The 15,262-nt window shown below is 57.4% G+C and carries 18 protein-coding genes; 5 read left to right on the top strand and 13 right to left on the bottom strand.

Features of this window, described 5'->3' with window-relative positions; genetic code table 11:
• Nucleotides 1–77: 77 nt before the first annotated feature.
• Nucleotides 78–1,010 (top strand): LysR family transcriptional regulator, encoded by a 933-nt coding sequence (locus tag CBW22_RS05720; protein WP_088516220.1) that lies wholly within the window; start codon nucleotides 78–80, stop codon nucleotides 1,008–1,010.
• A gap of 60 nt (nucleotides 1,011–1,070) precedes the next feature.
• On the opposite strand, the gene mak is transcribed toward CBW22_RS05720, so the two are convergent.
• Entirely contained in the window at nucleotides 1,071–1,982 is a 912-nt protein-coding gene (gene mak / locus CBW22_RS05715) for a fructokinase (protein WP_021507130.1), read from the bottom strand.
• Nucleotides 1,983–2,129: 147 nt separating this feature from the next.
• Between mak and rdgC the strand changes: the two genes are divergently transcribed.
• Entirely contained in the window at nucleotides 2,130–3,041 is a 912-nt protein-coding gene (rdgC, locus tag CBW22_RS05710; protein ID WP_021507129.1) for a recombination-associated protein RdgC, read from the top strand.
• Between the two features lie 195 nt (nucleotides 3,042–3,236).
• Here rdgC and ppnP read toward each other — a convergent pair whose 3' ends face one another.
• The 7 genes from ppnP to aroL all read right to left on the bottom strand — a co-directional run bounded on the left by ppnP (nucleotide 3,237) and on the right by aroL (nucleotide 8,869).
• Nucleotides 3,237–3,521, bottom strand: a complete 285-nt coding sequence (ppnP, locus tag CBW22_RS05705) for a pyrimidine/purine nucleoside phosphorylase (protein WP_010616577.1) — start codon at nucleotides 3,519–3,521, stop codon at nucleotides 3,237–3,239.
• A 104-nt stretch (nucleotides 3,522–3,625) separates the two neighbouring features.
• Entirely contained in the window at nucleotides 3,626–4,303 is a 678-nt protein-coding gene (locus tag CBW22_RS05700) for an AroM family protein (RefSeq protein ID WP_088516233.1), read from the bottom strand.
• A 2-nt stretch (nucleotides 4,304–4,305) separates the two neighbouring features.
• Nucleotides 4,306–5,238: a DUF1177 domain-containing protein gene (locus CBW22_RS05695; protein ID WP_088516219.1), complete on the bottom strand. Its 933-nt coding sequence runs from the start codon at nucleotides 5,236–5,238 to the stop codon at nucleotides 4,306–4,308.
• 15 nt (nucleotides 5,239–5,253) lie between these two features.
• Nucleotides 5,254–6,813 (bottom strand): OPT/YSL family transporter, encoded by a 1,560-nt coding sequence (locus tag CBW22_RS05690; protein WP_058769365.1) that lies wholly within the window; start codon nucleotides 6,811–6,813, stop codon nucleotides 5,254–5,256.
• 182 nt (nucleotides 6,814–6,995) lie between these two features.
• Nucleotides 6,996–7,754: an IclR family transcriptional regulator gene (locus CBW22_RS05685; RefSeq protein ID WP_058757986.1), complete on the bottom strand. Its 759-nt coding sequence runs from the start codon at nucleotides 7,752–7,754 to the stop codon at nucleotides 6,996–6,998.
• Between the two features lie 288 nt (nucleotides 7,755–8,042).
• Nucleotides 8,043–8,234: a YaiA family protein gene (locus CBW22_RS05680; RefSeq protein WP_021507229.1), complete on the bottom strand. Its 192-nt coding sequence runs from the start codon at nucleotides 8,232–8,234 to the stop codon at nucleotides 8,043–8,045.
• A 110-nt stretch (nucleotides 8,235–8,344) separates the two neighbouring features.
• Nucleotides 8,345–8,869: a shikimate kinase AroL gene (gene aroL, locus CBW22_RS05675; protein ID WP_021507230.1), complete on the bottom strand. Its 525-nt coding sequence runs from the start codon at nucleotides 8,867–8,869 to the stop codon at nucleotides 8,345–8,347.
• Between the two features lie 332 nt (nucleotides 8,870–9,201).
• Here aroL and CBW22_RS05670 point away from each other — a divergent pair, with 332 nt between their 5' ends.
• On the top strand, nucleotides 9,202–9,888 hold the full coding sequence (locus CBW22_RS05670; RefSeq protein WP_058775202.1) for a DUF2076 domain-containing protein: 687 nt from the start codon (nucleotides 9,202–9,204) through the stop codon (nucleotides 9,886–9,888).
• On the opposite strand, the gene CBW22_RS05665 is transcribed toward CBW22_RS05670, so the two are convergent.
• The gene (locus CBW22_RS05665; RefSeq protein WP_010616571.1) at nucleotides 9,889–10,332 is read right to left on the bottom strand and encodes a YaiI/YqxD family protein; all 444 of its coding nucleotides are present in this window, start codon (nucleotides 10,330–10,332) and stop codon (nucleotides 9,889–9,891) included.
• Between the two features lie 144 nt (nucleotides 10,333–10,476).
• Here CBW22_RS05665 and proC point away from each other — a divergent pair, with 144 nt between their 5' ends.
• Nucleotides 10,477–11,289, top strand: a complete 813-nt coding sequence (gene proC / locus CBW22_RS05660; RefSeq protein WP_021507232.1) for a pyrroline-5-carboxylate reductase — start codon at nucleotides 10,477–10,479, stop codon at nucleotides 11,287–11,289.
• Nucleotides 11,290–11,362: 73 nt separating this feature from the next.
• On the opposite strand, the gene CBW22_RS05655 is transcribed toward proC, so the two are convergent.
• The 4 genes from CBW22_RS05655 to iraP form a co-directional block, all read right to left on the bottom strand.
• Nucleotides 11,363–12,889 carry an FAD-dependent oxidoreductase gene (locus CBW22_RS05655; protein WP_088516218.1) on the bottom strand — a complete coding sequence of 509 codons (1,527 nt, stop codon included), beginning with the start codon at nucleotides 12,887–12,889 and terminating at the stop codon, nucleotides 11,363–11,365.
• 146 nt (nucleotides 12,890–13,035) lie between these two features.
• The gene (gene lpxO, locus CBW22_RS05650) at nucleotides 13,036–13,947 is read right to left on the bottom strand and encodes a lipid A hydroxylase LpxO (protein WP_088516217.1); all 912 of its coding nucleotides are present in this window, start codon (nucleotides 13,945–13,947) and stop codon (nucleotides 13,036–13,038) included.
• Between the two features lie 200 nt (nucleotides 13,948–14,147).
• Entirely contained in the window at nucleotides 14,148–14,453 is a 306-nt protein-coding gene (locus CBW22_RS05645; protein ID WP_058757988.1) for a PsiF family protein, read from the bottom strand.
• Between the two features lie 85 nt (nucleotides 14,454–14,538).
• Nucleotides 14,539–14,793: an anti-adapter protein IraP gene (gene iraP / locus CBW22_RS05640; protein WP_021507236.1), complete on the bottom strand. Its 255-nt coding sequence runs from the start codon at nucleotides 14,791–14,793 to the stop codon at nucleotides 14,539–14,541.
• Between the two features lie 18 nt (nucleotides 14,794–14,811).
• Here iraP and CBW22_RS26260 point away from each other — a divergent pair, with 18 nt between their 5' ends.
• A complete protein-coding gene (locus tag CBW22_RS26260) occupies nucleotides 14,812–14,964 on the top strand; it encodes a hypothetical protein (RefSeq protein WP_155519908.1) in 153 nt (50 codons plus the stop codon).
• The last annotated feature ends 298 nt before the right edge of the window (nucleotides 14,965–15,262 follow it).

The following is a 15,262-nucleotide window of genomic DNA, read 5'->3' as shown; positions in this document are numbered from 1 at the left end:
CGACCAGACCGATTACCCCATATCCTGCTGATCTTTCGCGGGGTAGAATAACGTCTTTGATTACCCGGATGGACTCTATGGCGACGGCAGAGCACCTTATCAGCAACCATCTCCCCAGCGTGAAACAGCTTCAATGCTTTCTTGCGGTTGCGCACGAGCTGAACTTTCGCCGGGCCGCCGAACGGCTCAGAATGACTCAGCCTCCGCTAACCCGACAGATTAAGCGCCTTGAAGCCGTGCTGGAGCAGCCGTTGTTTAGCCGCAGCACCCATGACGTCAGTCTGACGGACGCTGGCCGGGCGCTGGTAATCAAAGCGGAGAAGATCCTTCAGGCGCTGAATGAACTCAAGCCTGGCTCGCTTTCTTCAGAAAAGCGCCTGCGTATCGGCCTCACCCGCACGCTGAATTTTGCACTGATTGCGCCCATTCACCAGCAACTGCTGAAACTGGACGCCGCCGACGATGTGGAAACGCCCGATCTGACGTCTGCGCAGTTGCTGCAGTGTCTGACAAAAAACCGCCTGGACCTGGTACTGACGGGCGAAAGGGCAACCGGCCACGAAGATACCGTTCAGTACCAGTGGATCGGTCGTGAGCCGTTGCTGGTAGCAATGCCGGCCAGACATCCGGCCAGCCTGAAAGAAAAAGTCTCGCTGGAAGCGATCGGTGATTTACCGCTGTTCTGGTTTGCCAGAAGCGCAAATCCGTCGTTCTACGATAAATGTGAACGCTTGTTTTCACAGCTCCACACCCCGCTTAAAAGAGTTAAAGAGCCGGATGATTCACTGGTTATGCTGACACACATTGCCCGAGGAAAAGGCTTTGCCCTGATGCCGCAGTCGAAATGTACCTTTCATCAGGAAGGATTGTGTTATCGCGCACTGGCTGACGATGAAGCGCAAAAACTGCATATCGATATTTATGCCGCCATCCGACTGAATGAAAACCGGCCAGCCGTGCTGCATGCGCACGATATCGTGTGTCACGCCGGTCAGTTAAGCCAACACTGACCCGCTTCGGCCCCCTCTTCCGCTGGAAGAGGGGTTAAGCACGCATAAAGCGTCGTTACGCTACCCTTTCACCGGCCACAGCCAGGCGGCACCGCGCACGCCGCTGGAGTCACCGTGCACCGCTTTCAGCACCGGCGTTTCGCACTCGCGGCCGAACACCCACTGCTTCATCAGCGTCGGCACCGTCTGGTAAAGCCGATCGTTGTTGCTCATGCCGCCGCCGAGCACGATCACATCCGGATCGAGCAGGTTAACCACCTGCGCCAGCGATTTGGCCAGCCGCGTTTCATAACGGCTCATCGCCAGCTCGGCCACCGGATCCTGCTGCTCGATCAGCCGGATGATCTCCGCGCCCTTCAGCGCCTGTCCGCTGAGACGCTGATAATCAATGGCGAAGCCGGTGCCGGAGACAAACGTCTCAATACAGCCCTGCAGCCCGCAGTAGCACGGTACTTCCGCGCGATAGCGCAGTTCGTCTTCATCCATCCACGGCAGCGGATTGTGCCCCCACTCGCCTGCGTTACCGTTACCGCCAATGCGTGATTCTCCGTTGATGGCCACGCCTGCGCCGGAACCGGTGCCAATGATCACCGCAAACACCAGCGGCTGGCCTGCGCCTGCGCCATCGACCGCTTCGGAAACTGCCAGGCAATTCGCGTCGTTGGCGATGCGCACGTCACGATTCAGCGCACGCGCCAAATCTTTGTCCAGCGGCTGGCCGTTGAGCCACGTCGAGTTAGCATTTTTTACCCGCTGGGTATAAGGAGAAATCGTGCCGGGAATGCCGATGCCGACCGTCCCCTGCTGCCCGGTCTGCGCTTCCGCCAGCAGGACTAAATCGACAATCGCCTGCACCGTGGCGGCGTAGTCGTCACGCGGGGTATTCACGCGGTGGCGGAACAGCTCCTCGCCCTGGTCAGACAGCGCAATCACTTCAATTTTGGTGCCGCCTAAATCAATACCGATACGCACGATTTATTCCTCATTATTCGTTCAGGTGACAGATACAGTAGAAGGCTGAATCGGGAAAGGCAATGAAACCACTCCGATGTTTCGCTATCATGCGCGCTGACTGTTTTAGACTTGTGCGCCCGATCGCACCCACGGTAAGGAATCCTGATGTTGTGGTTTAAAAATATGATGGTTTATCGTCTGAATCGGGACATCCCGCTGTCCGCAGACGATCTGGAAAAACAGCTCGACGCCTTCACCTTCACGCCGTGCGGTAGCCAGGACATGGCCAAAACCGGCTGGGTCTCGCCGATGGGCAACCGCAGCGAAGCGCTGACGCATGTGATTAACGGTCAGATAGTGATCTGCGCCCGCACCGAGCAGAAAATTCTGCCGTCGCCGGTGGTGAAGCAGGCGCTGGAAGCCAAAATTGAGAAGCTGGAAGCGGAACAGAGCCGCAAGCTGAAAAAGACCGAAAAGGATTCGCTGAAAGATGAAGTGCTGCACAGCCTGCTGCCGCGCGCCTTCAGCCGTTTCAGTCAGACCTTTATGTGGATCGACACCGTCAATAATCTGATCATCGTCGACTGCGCCAGCGCGAAGAAAGCGGAAGATACGCTGGCGCTGCTGCGTAAGAGCCTCGGCTCGCTGCCGGTGGTGCCGCTGACGCTGGAAAATCCGATCGAGCTGACGCTGACCGAATGGGTGCGCTCCGGTGAATTGCCGGCGGGTTTCACCCTGATGGACGAGGCTGAGCTGAAGGCGATACTGGAAGATGGCGGCGTGATCCGCTGTAAAAAACAGGATCTGGTTTCCGACGAGATCGCCACCCACATCGAAGCCGGTAAAGTGGTCACCAAACTGGCGCTCGACTGGCAGGAGCGTATTCAGCTGGTGATCGCCGATGACGCCTCGGTGAAGCGTCTGAAGTTTAGCGACACGCTGCGCGAGCAGAATGACGATATCGATCGCGATGATTTCGCCCAGCGTTTTGATGCCGATTTCATTCTGATGACCAGCGAGCTGGCGGCATTAATCAGCAATCTGGTGGAAGCGTTAGGCGGCGAAGCGCAGCGTTAAGCGGGCATCGCCGGCTGGAAGGATAGTACGGGTGTGTTTAACGGTCGCCATGAATGGCGCCCCTGCAAATATGCTGATTGATACCTGTAGGGTCAGCATTTATGCTGACCGCAGGCCACACCCCATGCTGGCGCATAAAAAAACCGGTAACGCCGCACAGGCATTACCGGTTGATAATGGATGCTGCTTTAACGCTTAAAGATAGCGGCACAGGTAAGACGTTGGCTCCGCCACCTGCAGGTGGAATTCGCTGTGGCCCGGCACGTTAAATACCGATCCGGCTTCGTACCATTTCCACTCGGCTTCGCCCGGCAGCAGCACTTTCAGCGCGCCGCTCACTACCGTCATCTCTTCCGGCTGGCCGGTACCAAAGGTGTATTCGCCTTCCGCCATCACGCCAACGCTGGCCCGGCCAATGGTCACGCTGTCGAAACCAATGGATTTCACTTTTCCGTCGAAATACTCACTTACGTTGAGCATGTTACTTCCTCACAGCACATTAGGGTTACCGGCAGATTACAAGGGAACTCGCTGATCTGTCACGCGAATTAGCGCCGCCCGTCGCAAGTTGTGATCGGCCTCGATCAGACGATCAGTTCAGCTGCCAGTTTCGCCACCAGCACATTCGACAGCAGCACCGGAATGCCCAGCATGTTCTGCAGGAAATCGCGGTGTTTCTGGTGATAACCGATACAGTCGAGCACCACCACATCAGCGCCCTGCTCCTGCAGAGTCAATCCGGCTTCCATCAGTTCGCTCTGCTGCGCCAGGTATGGGCTGGCGACGGCAAAACAGGGCGTGCTTTGCAGGTTACGCCATTTGCTGGCCTGCTCAGCGATCTGCTCCTCAACCGGCACCACGATGCCGATTTTGTGCGTCTGTACGATGGCGCTGACCAGCGGCGGAATGATGCGATCCGGCTCCAGCAGCAGCGCCGACGTGGTTTTCAGCGTGCCGAACTCACCGGTACACAGCAGCAGAATGGTGTCGTAACCCTGCTGCTCCAGCGCGGTAATTTTACGCTGCAGTCCCTGTTCGACGGTGGCCGCCGCCAGCCGTACCTGTTCGCCGCTGCTCATGCGCGAAACCAGCACTTTATCGCCCGGCGCAGGCGCGTATAACTGCTCCACTTCGGCCAGTGTCAGGCCATCCAGCAGACCGGCATGCGCGACAGCGTCGGCGGGCAAATGCTCCTGCAGCAGCGGCAAAATATCGCTACGCGGTGACTGGCCAATGGTTAAGGTTACTAGCGACGGTTTCATCATCAGGCTTTCCGGCTGCGCAGGTGACTGAGGCTACCATACAAAGATAGCAGCAGCGCGTACTCCTGCGGGTCATAAAACTGGCAGGTCTCACGGCCAAACTCTTTGGCCACTTCCACCGCAAAGCGCACGGTCGCCGCGATGTCCACTTCATGGCTGGCGCCGGTGCCGCAGCCAGGCACCACGGATTGCGCACAAATCGCGACGCCCACCACTGGCACATCGGTGGCAGTGGACGGTTGCAGGATGCTGTTGAGGTGATACACGCCGTTGCCGTAAGGAGTGATGTCCTGCGTGGTGATCGGGAACGTCACCGCAGGCTGACCGCTGGTCATCTCCATGATGCGCAGCAAATCTTCCGACACGCGCAGGATGTAGCCCTCTTTCACCGTGGGAGACAGCGCATAGCCCTTATGGTTGAGGATGCGGTTTCCTTTAGTGGTATCGATAGAGAGAATCGCGTCGACGCCCGCAACCACTTCGTTGTCATTCATGGTGATGTCGTCGCACGGCGAATCCATGAAGTCCACCGGCTCGTGCGGCCGGGTCGGCGCATCCGGACAAATATGCGTGGTTACGATCACGTCGCCGGCCAGCACGTCGCCTTTGTTTTGCATCTGTGCCAGCTTCAGCGCGCTGCTCACCGCAGCAACCGCACCGTCGGCGTCGGACACCATGCCGATGCGCGTCGGGCGCGCACCGATGCCGCCGAGACGGCCAATGATCCCCAGCGTCGGCGCGCTGCCGCCCCGGCTTTTGCCCTGGGCGCCAGGAATGTCGATGCGCACAAAATCGGTGCGCCCTTTTGGCCCACTGACGCGCTTAAAGCTGGCTTGCACGCCAGGATAGGCGGCGAACAGATCGACCACCTGCTGGCCATCCACGTAGGCGCTGTCGAGTAACTCAAAAACCTGTAGTGTCTGCTGTAAACTCATCGCTAAATCCCTGGATTATTTCTTACTGCTACTGGCAAAAAGTGAGTGGAAGAAGCTGTACAGCGCGTCGCCCGCAATGAATCCAGCGGCCATCACCTCCATCGGTGAACGTCCACGCTCGCCCCACACGCGCAGGATCAGGACACGTAACGCAATCCCGACCAGCACCGCCCAGCCTGCGGCGGCGTTGTTGATTAACAGACCGGTGGCTAACAGCACGCCGAGCTGGCGTTTAGGCCCGCCGATCAGCTGAATAATCGCCCCCGGAATCGCCCACATCAGCAGGCTACCGGCAATGCCCGGCTCCGCGCCGGCCTGAATGGTTTTGGCGTAAACGCGCGCCACCGGCGGCAGCAGGTTGTCGACAAAGAACAGGTTATGTGCATACCACACCACCGGAATTGCGATGACGAAAGCGATCATCGCGGCGATCAGCTGGATGCGGCGGCCCCACAGCTCCTGCTGCACATCGGCCCCGTTACCGCGCAGAATAAAGCCGGCCTTCAGGTCATAGCCCATATCGGCGAAGGCCGGACCGGTAGCCGCGGTGAAGCCGCACAGCAGGCACAGCGCCAGCGGCGGGAAGCCGAGCAGGATGCCGAGGATCAGGGTGATCAGCGCCACCGCGAAGGCCGGGAACCAGCCCGAGTGCATGGCGGCGATGCCGACAATCAGCTCATGCACAAAGGCGGCAAAGGCCGCGTAGATAATAAACAGCAGCAGCATCGGCAGGCCCATTTCGCTCCACAGGCCGCCACCCAGCGCCAGCAGTGCCGAGATTACGATATAGCCGACAGTCCCCAGGCCGAGCGCGCGTTTGACTTCGTTGTCGCTGCGGCTGACGTTGAGGTTGTCGTGACGGCGGCTGCGAATCACCTGCACCACCTGAATCAGCGCCACCAGACCGGCTCCGACCATTACGCCGTGCGGAATGTACAGCGCGTTAATATCGATACCAGCAACCGGTTGCGCATAGGCACGCAGCAGGAAGCCGATGCCGAGCATGGTCAGCGCCCAGATATTGCCAATGAATGCCGTACCAAAGGCGGACATCGGGATTTTCAGCATCGAGCCCGCGACGCCGCCCACGATTCCAGCCACCAGCAGCCACGCCTGGCGACCGCCCTTATCACCGGCTTTGATCGCTTCTGCCGCTGCCACGCCTGGTGGCCATGCATTGCTGGCCGGGAACACGCGCGTATCAAACAGACGATACAGCAGCCACGCATCCAGCAGCATTGCCGCGCTGACGCCGACAAACAGCGGCAGCACCAGCTGCGGCTCACCCAGCGCCCACGGCACGGCAATCGGCATCAGCAGGCTATTGGCAGCGCCGAAGGTGGCGGAAGAGATAGCGGTCTGTGCAAGGTTTTGCACTTCAACCGAACGGTAGCGGCGAAACCACTGCAGTGGAATGCGCGCCAGCAGCATGGCAAATAGCGCGCCGATAATAGAAGTATTGGGCGTTACCCCAATAGTTGTGATCAGCTGTACCCCAATGATGGCCCCTGCAACTGACAGCAGAACCAGCATCAGGCCCACGCCAATATTTTTTATTGGATTATCCAGACGCATATTATCCCCGTATTTTCACCCTGTAGAAAACGCGCAATGACATTGTGCCCGACACGCGGAACCTCAACGTTTTATTCATCGTTCCCTGATTATTGAAATAAGCAGGTCCGAAGACCTGCTATTTCCCCGGTGTGGCGCGAAGTATTACGCCTTGAAATCAAATTAGGGTTGCCCTGTTTTATTCAGGACGCTGCGCCGTATTTTTCGGCCATCAGTGCAGCCGTTGCGCGCAATTCGCTGAGCAGCGCTTCCGGATAACCCGGGGCCGCTTCCTGCGAAAGAAATGAGAGACACAGTGCGGCACTTTCACCGCGGTGTTTATTGGTTACCGCTACGGCAAGCGAGCTAATGCCAGGCAGCGTTTCATTGCGGGCCAGTGCCCAGCCCTGCTGACGAATCAATGCCAGCTCTTTGCACAGTGCATCGATATTCAGCGGTGAATTGATCGACGCGGTTTGCCAGTTATCGCTGAAGCGCGCGCGCACCTCGTCATCACTCAACTGCGCTAACAGCACGCGGCCGGTCGACGTGCCGGTAACCGACACCCGTGTACCCGGCGGCGTCACTAGCTGGGTAAAGAAGCGACCGTGGTACATGCGCATCACCAGCACATCGTCACCGTCCAGCACCGAGATATAGCCCATGCAGCCGCTGCTGGCCGCCAGGCGCGCCATCGGCGCCGATGCGCTGTCAATCAGCGGTGTCGAAAGATAGTGCCCGGCAACGGACAACAGCACGCGGCCAATCTGAAAACAGCGGCTGTCGGGATCGCGCTCCAGTAAGCCTTCGCTTTCCATGGTCGCCAGCAGGCGCGACACGGTACTTTTCGGCAGCCCCAGCGCCTCCACCACCTCGGTAAAGGTCAGGCCGGGATGGCCCTGCGCCACGCCAAAGCGCTGAAACAGCTTAAGCACGGCGGCGGCATTTTCGAGTGTGGTCATGGCGCTGGTTTCACTATATGGAACTGAGTTCCTGTATCGATAACCCGAAAGTAAAACGCGACGGTTTATCGGTCAAGCGCAAATTTTGCACCGGACAAAACGCAGTCTATTTAAGGCAGCAGAAAATAAGGGCTAAAGGCAAAATAAAAAGACGTTATCAGGCAGGAGAGCGATTAAACAGAAAAGACGGCAGCTTTTATCGCCGTAATTAGCGCATCAGGGAAAATAAAAAATCTATTTAGCGACCGGACGTAATTACGCTAAAGCGGGCATCCCTGCCCGCCGGGATTATTCTTTTTCCACATCTTCATAGCGGTCTTTGGCATCCTGCGCTTCCGCTTCCGATTTATGTTCGCTAATTAAGGTATCCGGACGTGGATGGTCAGCCCGTAATTCATACCAGGTGACGGTATTGCCCGCCTGCCCTTTTTCAACGGCAACAATGCGCGCTTCTCGCGGATAGGGTGGTCTGGTTGGCATCGTTTTCCCTCTTATGTCAGGTTTCCACACAGACAGCGGTGATCCTCTGCCTGCTATTGAGTATAGACAATCGAGGATCGCTGTAAAAAAGAGGGAGAATTCTTAGGCAGTTAGCTGGCGCGGGCGAGAGACAGCGATTGCAGAATATGTTCCACCACCTGCTCCGGTGCCTGCATCGCGTTGACTTCATGGTGCGCGGCCTGACGATAGAGCTGCGCGCGTTCGCGCAGGATATCTTCCATCTCTTCCGCGATGGGCCGGCCGGTCAGGGTCGGACGCTGTGCCGCTTCTGGCTGACGCTCCAGCCGATCGGCCAGCACGCCAGAGGGTGCGTTGAGCCAGATGACCTGGCCATGCTCGCGCATGAAGTGGCGATTGACATCAGCCAGCACCATGCCGCCGCCGGTGGCGATTACGCTGGCAGGCGCGGTAACCGCCCGCAGCGATTCACTTTCACGCGCGCGAAAGCTGTCCCAGCCTTCCGTCGCCACAATCTCTGCCACGCTGCGCTGTGTGGTGAGCTGCAGGTGGTGGTCGGTGTCACGAAAGGCATAGCCCAGCGCTTGCGACAGCGCCTGGCCAATGGTGGTTTTACCGCAACCGCGTGCGCCGATCAGATAGATGGGTAATGACATCCGGGCTCATCCTCCGCCGTAGTCTGCCGCGCGGGCAACGTCATCAGGTCAGTAATGCGTCGCATGATACCTGGATTTTATTTTATCAGCCAGCCGCGAAGCACGAATTACGCGTATTTCAGCGATAGCTAATGCCATTATTTTGATTTTTAACGGGAAAACGATGCGCATTTCGTGCATCAGACGATTTGTAAGCGCGGGGCAACATTTGCTTACCAGGCCGCTGATTTACTTTCTGTCACGCAGCCCGCATATACGCTTTATAGTTCAGGCAACGGACGTCCTGTTGGTCGCCTGAAGAACAACACGCTATGCCTAACCGGAGGTTCACCATGCAGAGCCAGGAACAACAACTTATTGAAAGCCTGTTCAGCCGTCTGAAACAGGCAGAAAGCCAGAGCGGCCCGCGTGATGCCGGTGCCGAACAGTTAATCAATCAGCATTTACAGAGCCAGCCCGGTGCGCCCTACTACATGGCGCAGGCGATCCTGATTCAGGAAGCGGCGATGAAAAAGCTCAACGCGCAGGTATCGGAGTTAGAGAGCCGTCTGGCGCAAGCGCAGCAGCAGGCCCCGCAGCAAAGCAGCGGCGGTTTCCTGTCGAGCCTGTTTGGCGGCGGTTCACGCCCGGCGCAGCCGCAACAGCCGGCATGGAACAGCGCACCGCAACAGCCACAATATGCCGCACCGCCTCAGCAGCAGTATGCTGCACCGGCGCGCGGTACCGGTTTCCTGGGTGGCGCACTGCAAACGGCTGTCGGCGTGGCCGGCGGTGTGGTGATGGCGGACATGCTCACCAGCCTGTTCCACCATTCGCAGCCGGAAGAGATCGTCAATATCATCAACGAACCGGCGCTGCCGCAGGTGGATGATAATCTGGACACCTTCAACGGCAATGACAGCAACAATGCCTTCCTGAATGACAATTCAGGCTGGGACAACAACAGCTTTGCCGATAACAATGATTTCAACGATTTCGGCAGCGGCGGTGATTTTGACGACGACGACAGCTTCGTCTGATTAACGCTGACGTAACCATTTATCCAGTTCGTTGGCAAACTGCTGGCGGTCTCGTGGGCTTAATGCCGACGGGCCGCCGCTCTGAATGCCGCTGGCGCGCATCGTTTCCATAAAATCGCGCATGGTCAGGCGCTGGCGAATGGTATCGCTGCTGTAACGCTCCCCGCGCGGATTCAGCGCTGCCGCCCCTTTCTCCAGCACTTCTGCTGCCAGCGGAATATCGCCGGTAATCACCAGCTCGCCCGGCTGCACGCGTTTCACAATCTCGTTATCGGCCACATCAAAGCCGGCAGCCACCTGCAGCGTTTTCAGAAACGGTGACGGCGGTACGCGCAGCGGCTGGTTAGCAACGAAGGTCACGGTGACTTTGGTGCGCTCAGCGGCGCGATACAGCACCTCTTTGATGACATTGGGACACGCATCGGCATCCACCCAAATCGACATGTTTAATCCTTATTAACGGGCAATGCCTGCGATCTTGCCGCGCTGACCGCGAATGGCAAATGTTATTTGTGCGCGACTTGTTATTCACTGCCGCTGACGTAAGCTAACCCACTGAGAAAACCGAACCACGTTAAGGATAAAGCGATGCTGGAGAAGAAAATCGGGTTTGTCGGCTGCGGCAATATGGCGAAAGCCATCATCAGCGGCCTGGTGAACAGCGGGCAGATCGCCCCGGCCAATATCTGGGTGCACGATCGAAAACCCGACACCAACCAGGCGATGGCGCAGCAGTATGGCGTGACGGCGGCGGAAAGCGTCGAGAGTCTGGCACGTGAAGTGGACATTCTGTTTGGCGCGGTGAAACCCAACGTGATTCTCAAAGTGCTCAAGGATCTGGCCGGCCAGCTGAAGAAAGATGCGCTGGTGGTGTCGATTGCCGCAGGCGTGACGCTGGATTCGCTGGCGGCGGTGCTCGGTCACGATCGTAAAATCATCCGCGTGATGCCGAATACGCCGTCGCTGGTCAATGAAGGCATGACCTCTATTACGCCGAACGTGCTGGTGGAACCGCAGGAAGTGGACGAGGTGGTGACCATTTTTGAGAGCTTCGGCAAAGCGGCGGTGGTGAACGAGTATCTGATTCATGCCGTGGTGGGTGTCAGCGGCTCGGCACCGGCTTACGTGTTTATGTTTATCGAAGCGATGGCTGATGCCGCCGTGCTGGGCGGCATGCCGCGGGCGCAGGCTTATCAGTTTGCGGCGCAGGCGGTAAAAGGTTCTGCCCAGATGGTGCTGGAGACCGGCAAACACCCTGGCGAACTGAAAGATATGGTGTGCTCACCGGGCGGCACCACCATTGAAGCGGTGAAGGTGCTGGAAGAGAAAGGCTTCCGCGCTGCGGTGATGGGCGCGATGCAGCAGTGCATGGCGAAGTCCGAGGCGCTGAGTAAGCAGTGATGGTGCGGGTTTTCCCTCACCCTAACCCTCTCCCGCAGGCGGGAGAGGGAACTGTTGGGTACTGGCTTTGACCTTAACCCTGATACGCTTCAAACAGCGCCAGGCCTTGTTCCAGCGTCATTGGCTGCTGCATCTCATGCACCAGCGCGGCGGTGAGCGTGTACATGCCGGCTGAACACACTGCCGCAATCATGCCCTGCTGGCAGTAAAAAGCGATGAAGCGTTTGTCCTGCAGCGATCCCAGCAGGCGATAATCATCCCACTCCTCTGCATGCCCCAGATACTCATAGCGGGTGCCGTAATGCGCAGTCCAGAAGAACGGCACGCGATCGTACATGATGCGTTTGCCCAGCATATTCAGCGCGGCAATGCGCCCCTGCTGATGCGCCACGCGATAGTGCTCAATGCGCTGCACGCCACGCGGCGTGAGATAGCTGGCAATATCTCCCGCGACCCAGATGTTTTCACTGACCCGCAGCTGACTGTCGGCCAGCAGGCTGCCATCCTTCTGTAAGGGCAGGTCGTGAATAAAATGGGTGGCCGGCACAATGCCGGTGGCAAACAGCACCTGGCTGGCTGGCACGGTTTTGCCACCTTTGAGCCGCACGCTACTCACTGCACCTTCACCGGTCAGCGCTTCCGTTTCACCCTCGACAAATTTCACGCCGTTGCTGCGGTGCAGCTCATAAAAATGACGGCCAATCTCTTCGCCGAACTGGCTGGCAAACGGCAGCGGATGACGCGCCACCACTGTGACATCAATGTCGCGGTTTCGCAGCGCACCGGCCACTTCCATACCGATAAAACTGTTGCCGATAATCACCAGCTGCTGCGCCTCATCCACCTGCGAAATCAGCGTGTCGGCCTGGCGCAGTGAACGCAGCAAATGCACGCCATCCAGATCTTTGCCCGGGATATCTAGCGGCTGCGGCACGCCGCCGGTCGCGATCAGCAGCTGGTCAAACTTCACCTGCTGCCCGTCTTTCAGCACCAGCGTCTGCTCCTGCGCCTTCAGCTGCACCACCTCCCCCTGCAGCCACACCACCGGGCCCAGCACATCCTGTTTCAGCAGCTTGGGTACCTCGTCGATGGCCATCTTGCCGGAGGGGACAAATTTACTCAGCGTGGTGCGATCGTAGGGGGCGTCGCTTTCACGCTCAATACGCACAATACGGCCGCTAAAGCCTTCATCGCGCAGCGTCCAGATCGCAGCACTGCCCGCCGCGCCAGAGCCGAGAATCACGCACACCGGCGCTTCACCCTGGGCCACCGGCGCACTGGCCGGCGACATCGCCTGCGGATTGATCAGCACCTGCCCCTGTTCAATGCGCACCGGATAGCGTTTGAGATTGGCCAGCGCCAGCGGCTCGCACATTTTGCCATCGCGCAGCTCAAACACCGCCTTATGCCACGGACACACCAGTTTGTCGCCGCACACTGCGCCCTGCTCCAGCGGTGCGCCCGCGTGCGGACATTTTGCCTGCAGCGCCTGCACGCGGTCGCCATCGCGAATCAGCACCATATCCGTTTCGCCGACGGTCACTTTAGTGGGTTTACGCTGCGCCAGCGCCTTGAGTTCCACGACAGATTGATAGCTCACGGTTCGCCTCCTTCGGGGTTATTCGTCTGATACGACAATTCCTTACAAAGAGTAAGTGTGGCAAAGCGTGAGGATTTAGCAGGAGAAACAAAGCGAAACGGCGGTTAACTGACTGTTAAACCGCCGTTTTAAGCGGCACGAAAGGATCAGAAGAAGACGCTGGGCACGATGATCAGCGCGAAAATCGCCACAATCAGTCCATGTTTGACCCAGTAATACAACCGGCGATTACGTTTCTTCAGGTTCTGACCGGCATCGCGCAGCGCATAAACGTATTTGAAGATGCGGTTGAGGAAGCCGGTACGATCGTTTTCGTCGTTGGGCGACGCCGCTGCTGACATTAACGTCGAGCCCACCCAGTGATTGACCGCCTGCGCCCAGCGCCATTTCATTGGCCGCTCGATATCGCAAAACAGGATGATACGCGTCTGCTCGCTTTCATTCTGCGCCCAGTGCACGTAAGTTTCGTCGAAGATCACCGCCTGACCATCGCGCCAGCTGTGGCGCTGACGATCCACTTCAATAAAGCAGCGATCGTCGTTGGGCGTTTGCAGCCCGAGGTGATAGCGCACCGAACCGGCATAAGGATCGCGGTGTTTGCCCAGATGGCTGCCCGGCGGCAGTTCAGCAAACATGGCCGCTTTAACGCCGGGAATGTTGCTCACCAGTTCGGTGGTTACCGGACAGAGTTCGCGCGCTGACGGATGCGCATCGCTATACCATTTTAAATACAAGCGCTTCCAGCCACGCTTGAAGAAGGTATTAAATCCGGCATCGTTATGCGTCTGCGCCGCTTTAATGTGATCCTGCAGGCGAATGGCTTCATCGCGAATCACCTGCCAGTTATCGGTCAGCTGACGCAGCTCAGGAAAATCCTCAACCGGAAAATAGGGCTGTTTAGCCGGCAGTCGCGACAGCCCGGTCATAAACATATTGATCGGCGCCATAAAAGTGGAGTGATCAAATAACTGACGGGAAAACTTTTGCTTTTCCACGCCGCGTGAGTGGGCGTAAAGCACACTAACGATAAATACACCAATAATGATCGCAGCGACCATACAACAGGTTCCTTATGTTGCACGTAAAGCCGCTCTGGCCACGGTTAAGCGTCAGAGAGACTGGATGGGGAGAAATGGAATTTTATGTAATGATTTTGTAAAGTTTTGGCAACGCGTGCCGTTTATGACAGAAAAAAATACCCCGCGTATTAACCCTGCGAGTGCGGACACAAAAAAGCGGCCCGCAGGCCGCCAGAGGTTTAAGCACTCTTCTTCAGACAGCTGCTCATAAAGGTTTTACGCGCATCGCCGCTGAGTTTTTTCTCTCCTGCTTCGCTATTACAGCTTTTCATTTTCATCTGCTGCGGCGTCATATTGCCCATTTTGCTGTCTTTCTTCAGGCATTCGCTCATAAAGCTTTTACGCGCATCGCCTTTCAGATTTTGCGCGCCTGCATGCTGATTACACAGCGTCATTTTTTCCTGCTGCGCGGTTTTCTCCGCCGCGCCCGCACCGCCAGCCAGCAGCAGGCCTGCTGCCATTATTGCCACAAGACACGATTTCATTGCCGGTTTCTCCGTGTGATTATTGCCTGTTAAGCATGGCACGGAATAAGCAAAGCGGAAAAAAATCTATGCGCGTACGGCGGGATTATTCGCGCGGGTGGTTGAGCAACTTTTCGACGTAATTGCGCAGCATCAGCGCGTCCGGATTTTCCTGCACGGAAGCGGCGGGCGGCATCGCGCGATCAATACCCGCCGCGATGTCGCTAACCTGGGCGGCATCCAGTCTGCGCAGCATGGCGGTGAGCACGATTTCCAGCGCCTCAACCTGGACCACTAATTCTTTAGACTCTTCTTCTTTTTCTGCCAGCTTGAGCAGGAGTTCCGCAATCAGGTTTTTCATGCGATGGACTCAGTCAGAATGGGAAAACAAAAATTAGCATTGGCAGGATTAAAACAACAAGAATTTTTGCCGGCCAGAGGAAAAATAATGGTTAGCCGAAGCGTAAAAAAAGTGGCTGAAATTCAATATATAACGGCGAAACGTTTCACTGACAAAATACGCCGCAGATAAAACGTTTCGCATCGCTGCATTAATTATGCACTGGCGCTAAATTAACGCGGACCCTGATACCCATGGCCGGGACCGCCACCGCCAGGACCACCCCAACCTCCTCCTCCGCCGCCCGGCGGCGGAAAAAGACAACCGCTTAACGCGGACACCAGCGCCACAACGGCAGCGAGCTTAACGATACGGATCATATTGACCTCAGGTTGCTGAAATTGCGCTGAGTGTATGAAGCGGCAGTTAACACGGCAATACAGAATGCTCCGCAACCCGGCGCTATTCATGCCTGCTCACCACGCTTAAC

The organism is Pantoea sp. VS1 (assembly GCF_002207995.1).
GTDB classification, from domain to species: Bacteria; Pseudomonadota; Gammaproteobacteria; order Enterobacterales; family Enterobacteriaceae; genus Pantoea; species Pantoea dispersa.
The sequence above is the reverse complement of the archived record's forward strand: the minus strand, read 5'-3'. Positions and strand labels throughout refer to the sequence as shown.

What these genes read in the sequence shown, in the direction of transcription:
- CBW22_RS05720 (WP_088516220.1), top strand. Translation starts at nt 78, where the DNA reads ATGGCGACGGCAGAGCACCTTATCAGCAACCATCTCCCCAGCGTGAAA.
- rdgC (WP_021507129.1), top strand. Translation starts at nt 2,130, where the DNA reads ATGTTGTGGTTTAAAAATATGATGGTTTATCGTCTGAATCGGGACATC.
- ppnP (WP_010616577.1), bottom strand. Translation starts at nt 3,521, where the DNA reads ATGCTCAACGTAAGTGAGTATTTCGACGGAAAAGTGAAATCCATTGGT.
- CBW22_RS05700 (WP_088516233.1), bottom strand. Translation starts at nt 4,303, where the DNA reads ATGAAACCGTCGCTAGTAACCTTAACCATTGGCCAGTCACCGCGTAGC.
- CBW22_RS05695 (WP_088516219.1), bottom strand. Translation starts at nt 5,238, where the DNA reads ATGAGTTTACAGCAGACACTACAGGTTTTTGAGTTACTCGACAGCGCC.
- CBW22_RS05690 (WP_058769365.1), bottom strand. Translation starts at nt 6,813, where the DNA reads ATGCGTCTGGATAATCCAATAAAAAATATTGGCGTGGGCCTGATGCTG.
- CBW22_RS05685 (WP_058757986.1), bottom strand. Translation starts at nt 7,754, where the DNA reads ATGACCACACTCGAAAATGCCGCCGCCGTGCTTAAGCTGTTTCAGCGC.
- CBW22_RS05680 (WP_021507229.1), bottom strand. Translation starts at nt 8,234, where the DNA reads ATGCCAACCAGACCACCCTATCCGCGAGAAGCGCGCATTGTTGCCGTT.
- aroL (WP_021507230.1), bottom strand. Translation starts at nt 8,869, where the DNA reads ATGTCATTACCCATCTATCTGATCGGCGCACGCGGTTGCGGTAAAACC.
- CBW22_RS05670 (WP_058775202.1), top strand. Translation starts at nt 9,202, where the DNA reads ATGCAGAGCCAGGAACAACAACTTATTGAAAGCCTGTTCAGCCGTCTG.
- CBW22_RS05665 (WP_010616571.1), bottom strand. Translation starts at nt 10,332, where the DNA reads ATGTCGATTTGGGTGGATGCCGATGCGTGTCCCAATGTCATCAAAGAG.
- proC (WP_021507232.1), top strand. Translation starts at nt 10,477, where the DNA reads ATGCTGGAGAAGAAAATCGGGTTTGTCGGCTGCGGCAATATGGCGAAA.
- lpxO (WP_088516217.1), bottom strand. Translation starts at nt 13,947, where the DNA reads ATGGTCGCTGCGATCATTATTGGTGTATTTATCGTTAGTGTGCTTTAC.
- CBW22_RS05645 (WP_058757988.1), bottom strand. Translation starts at nt 14,453, where the DNA reads ATGAAATCGTGTCTTGTGGCAATAATGGCAGCAGGCCTGCTGCTGGCT.
- iraP (WP_021507236.1), bottom strand. Translation starts at nt 14,793, where the DNA reads ATGAAAAACCTGATTGCGGAACTCCTGCTCAAGCTGGCAGAAAAAGAA.
- CBW22_RS26260 (WP_155519908.1), top strand. Translation starts at nt 14,812, where the DNA reads ATGGGAAAACAAAAATTAGCATTGGCAGGATTAAAACAACAAGAATTT.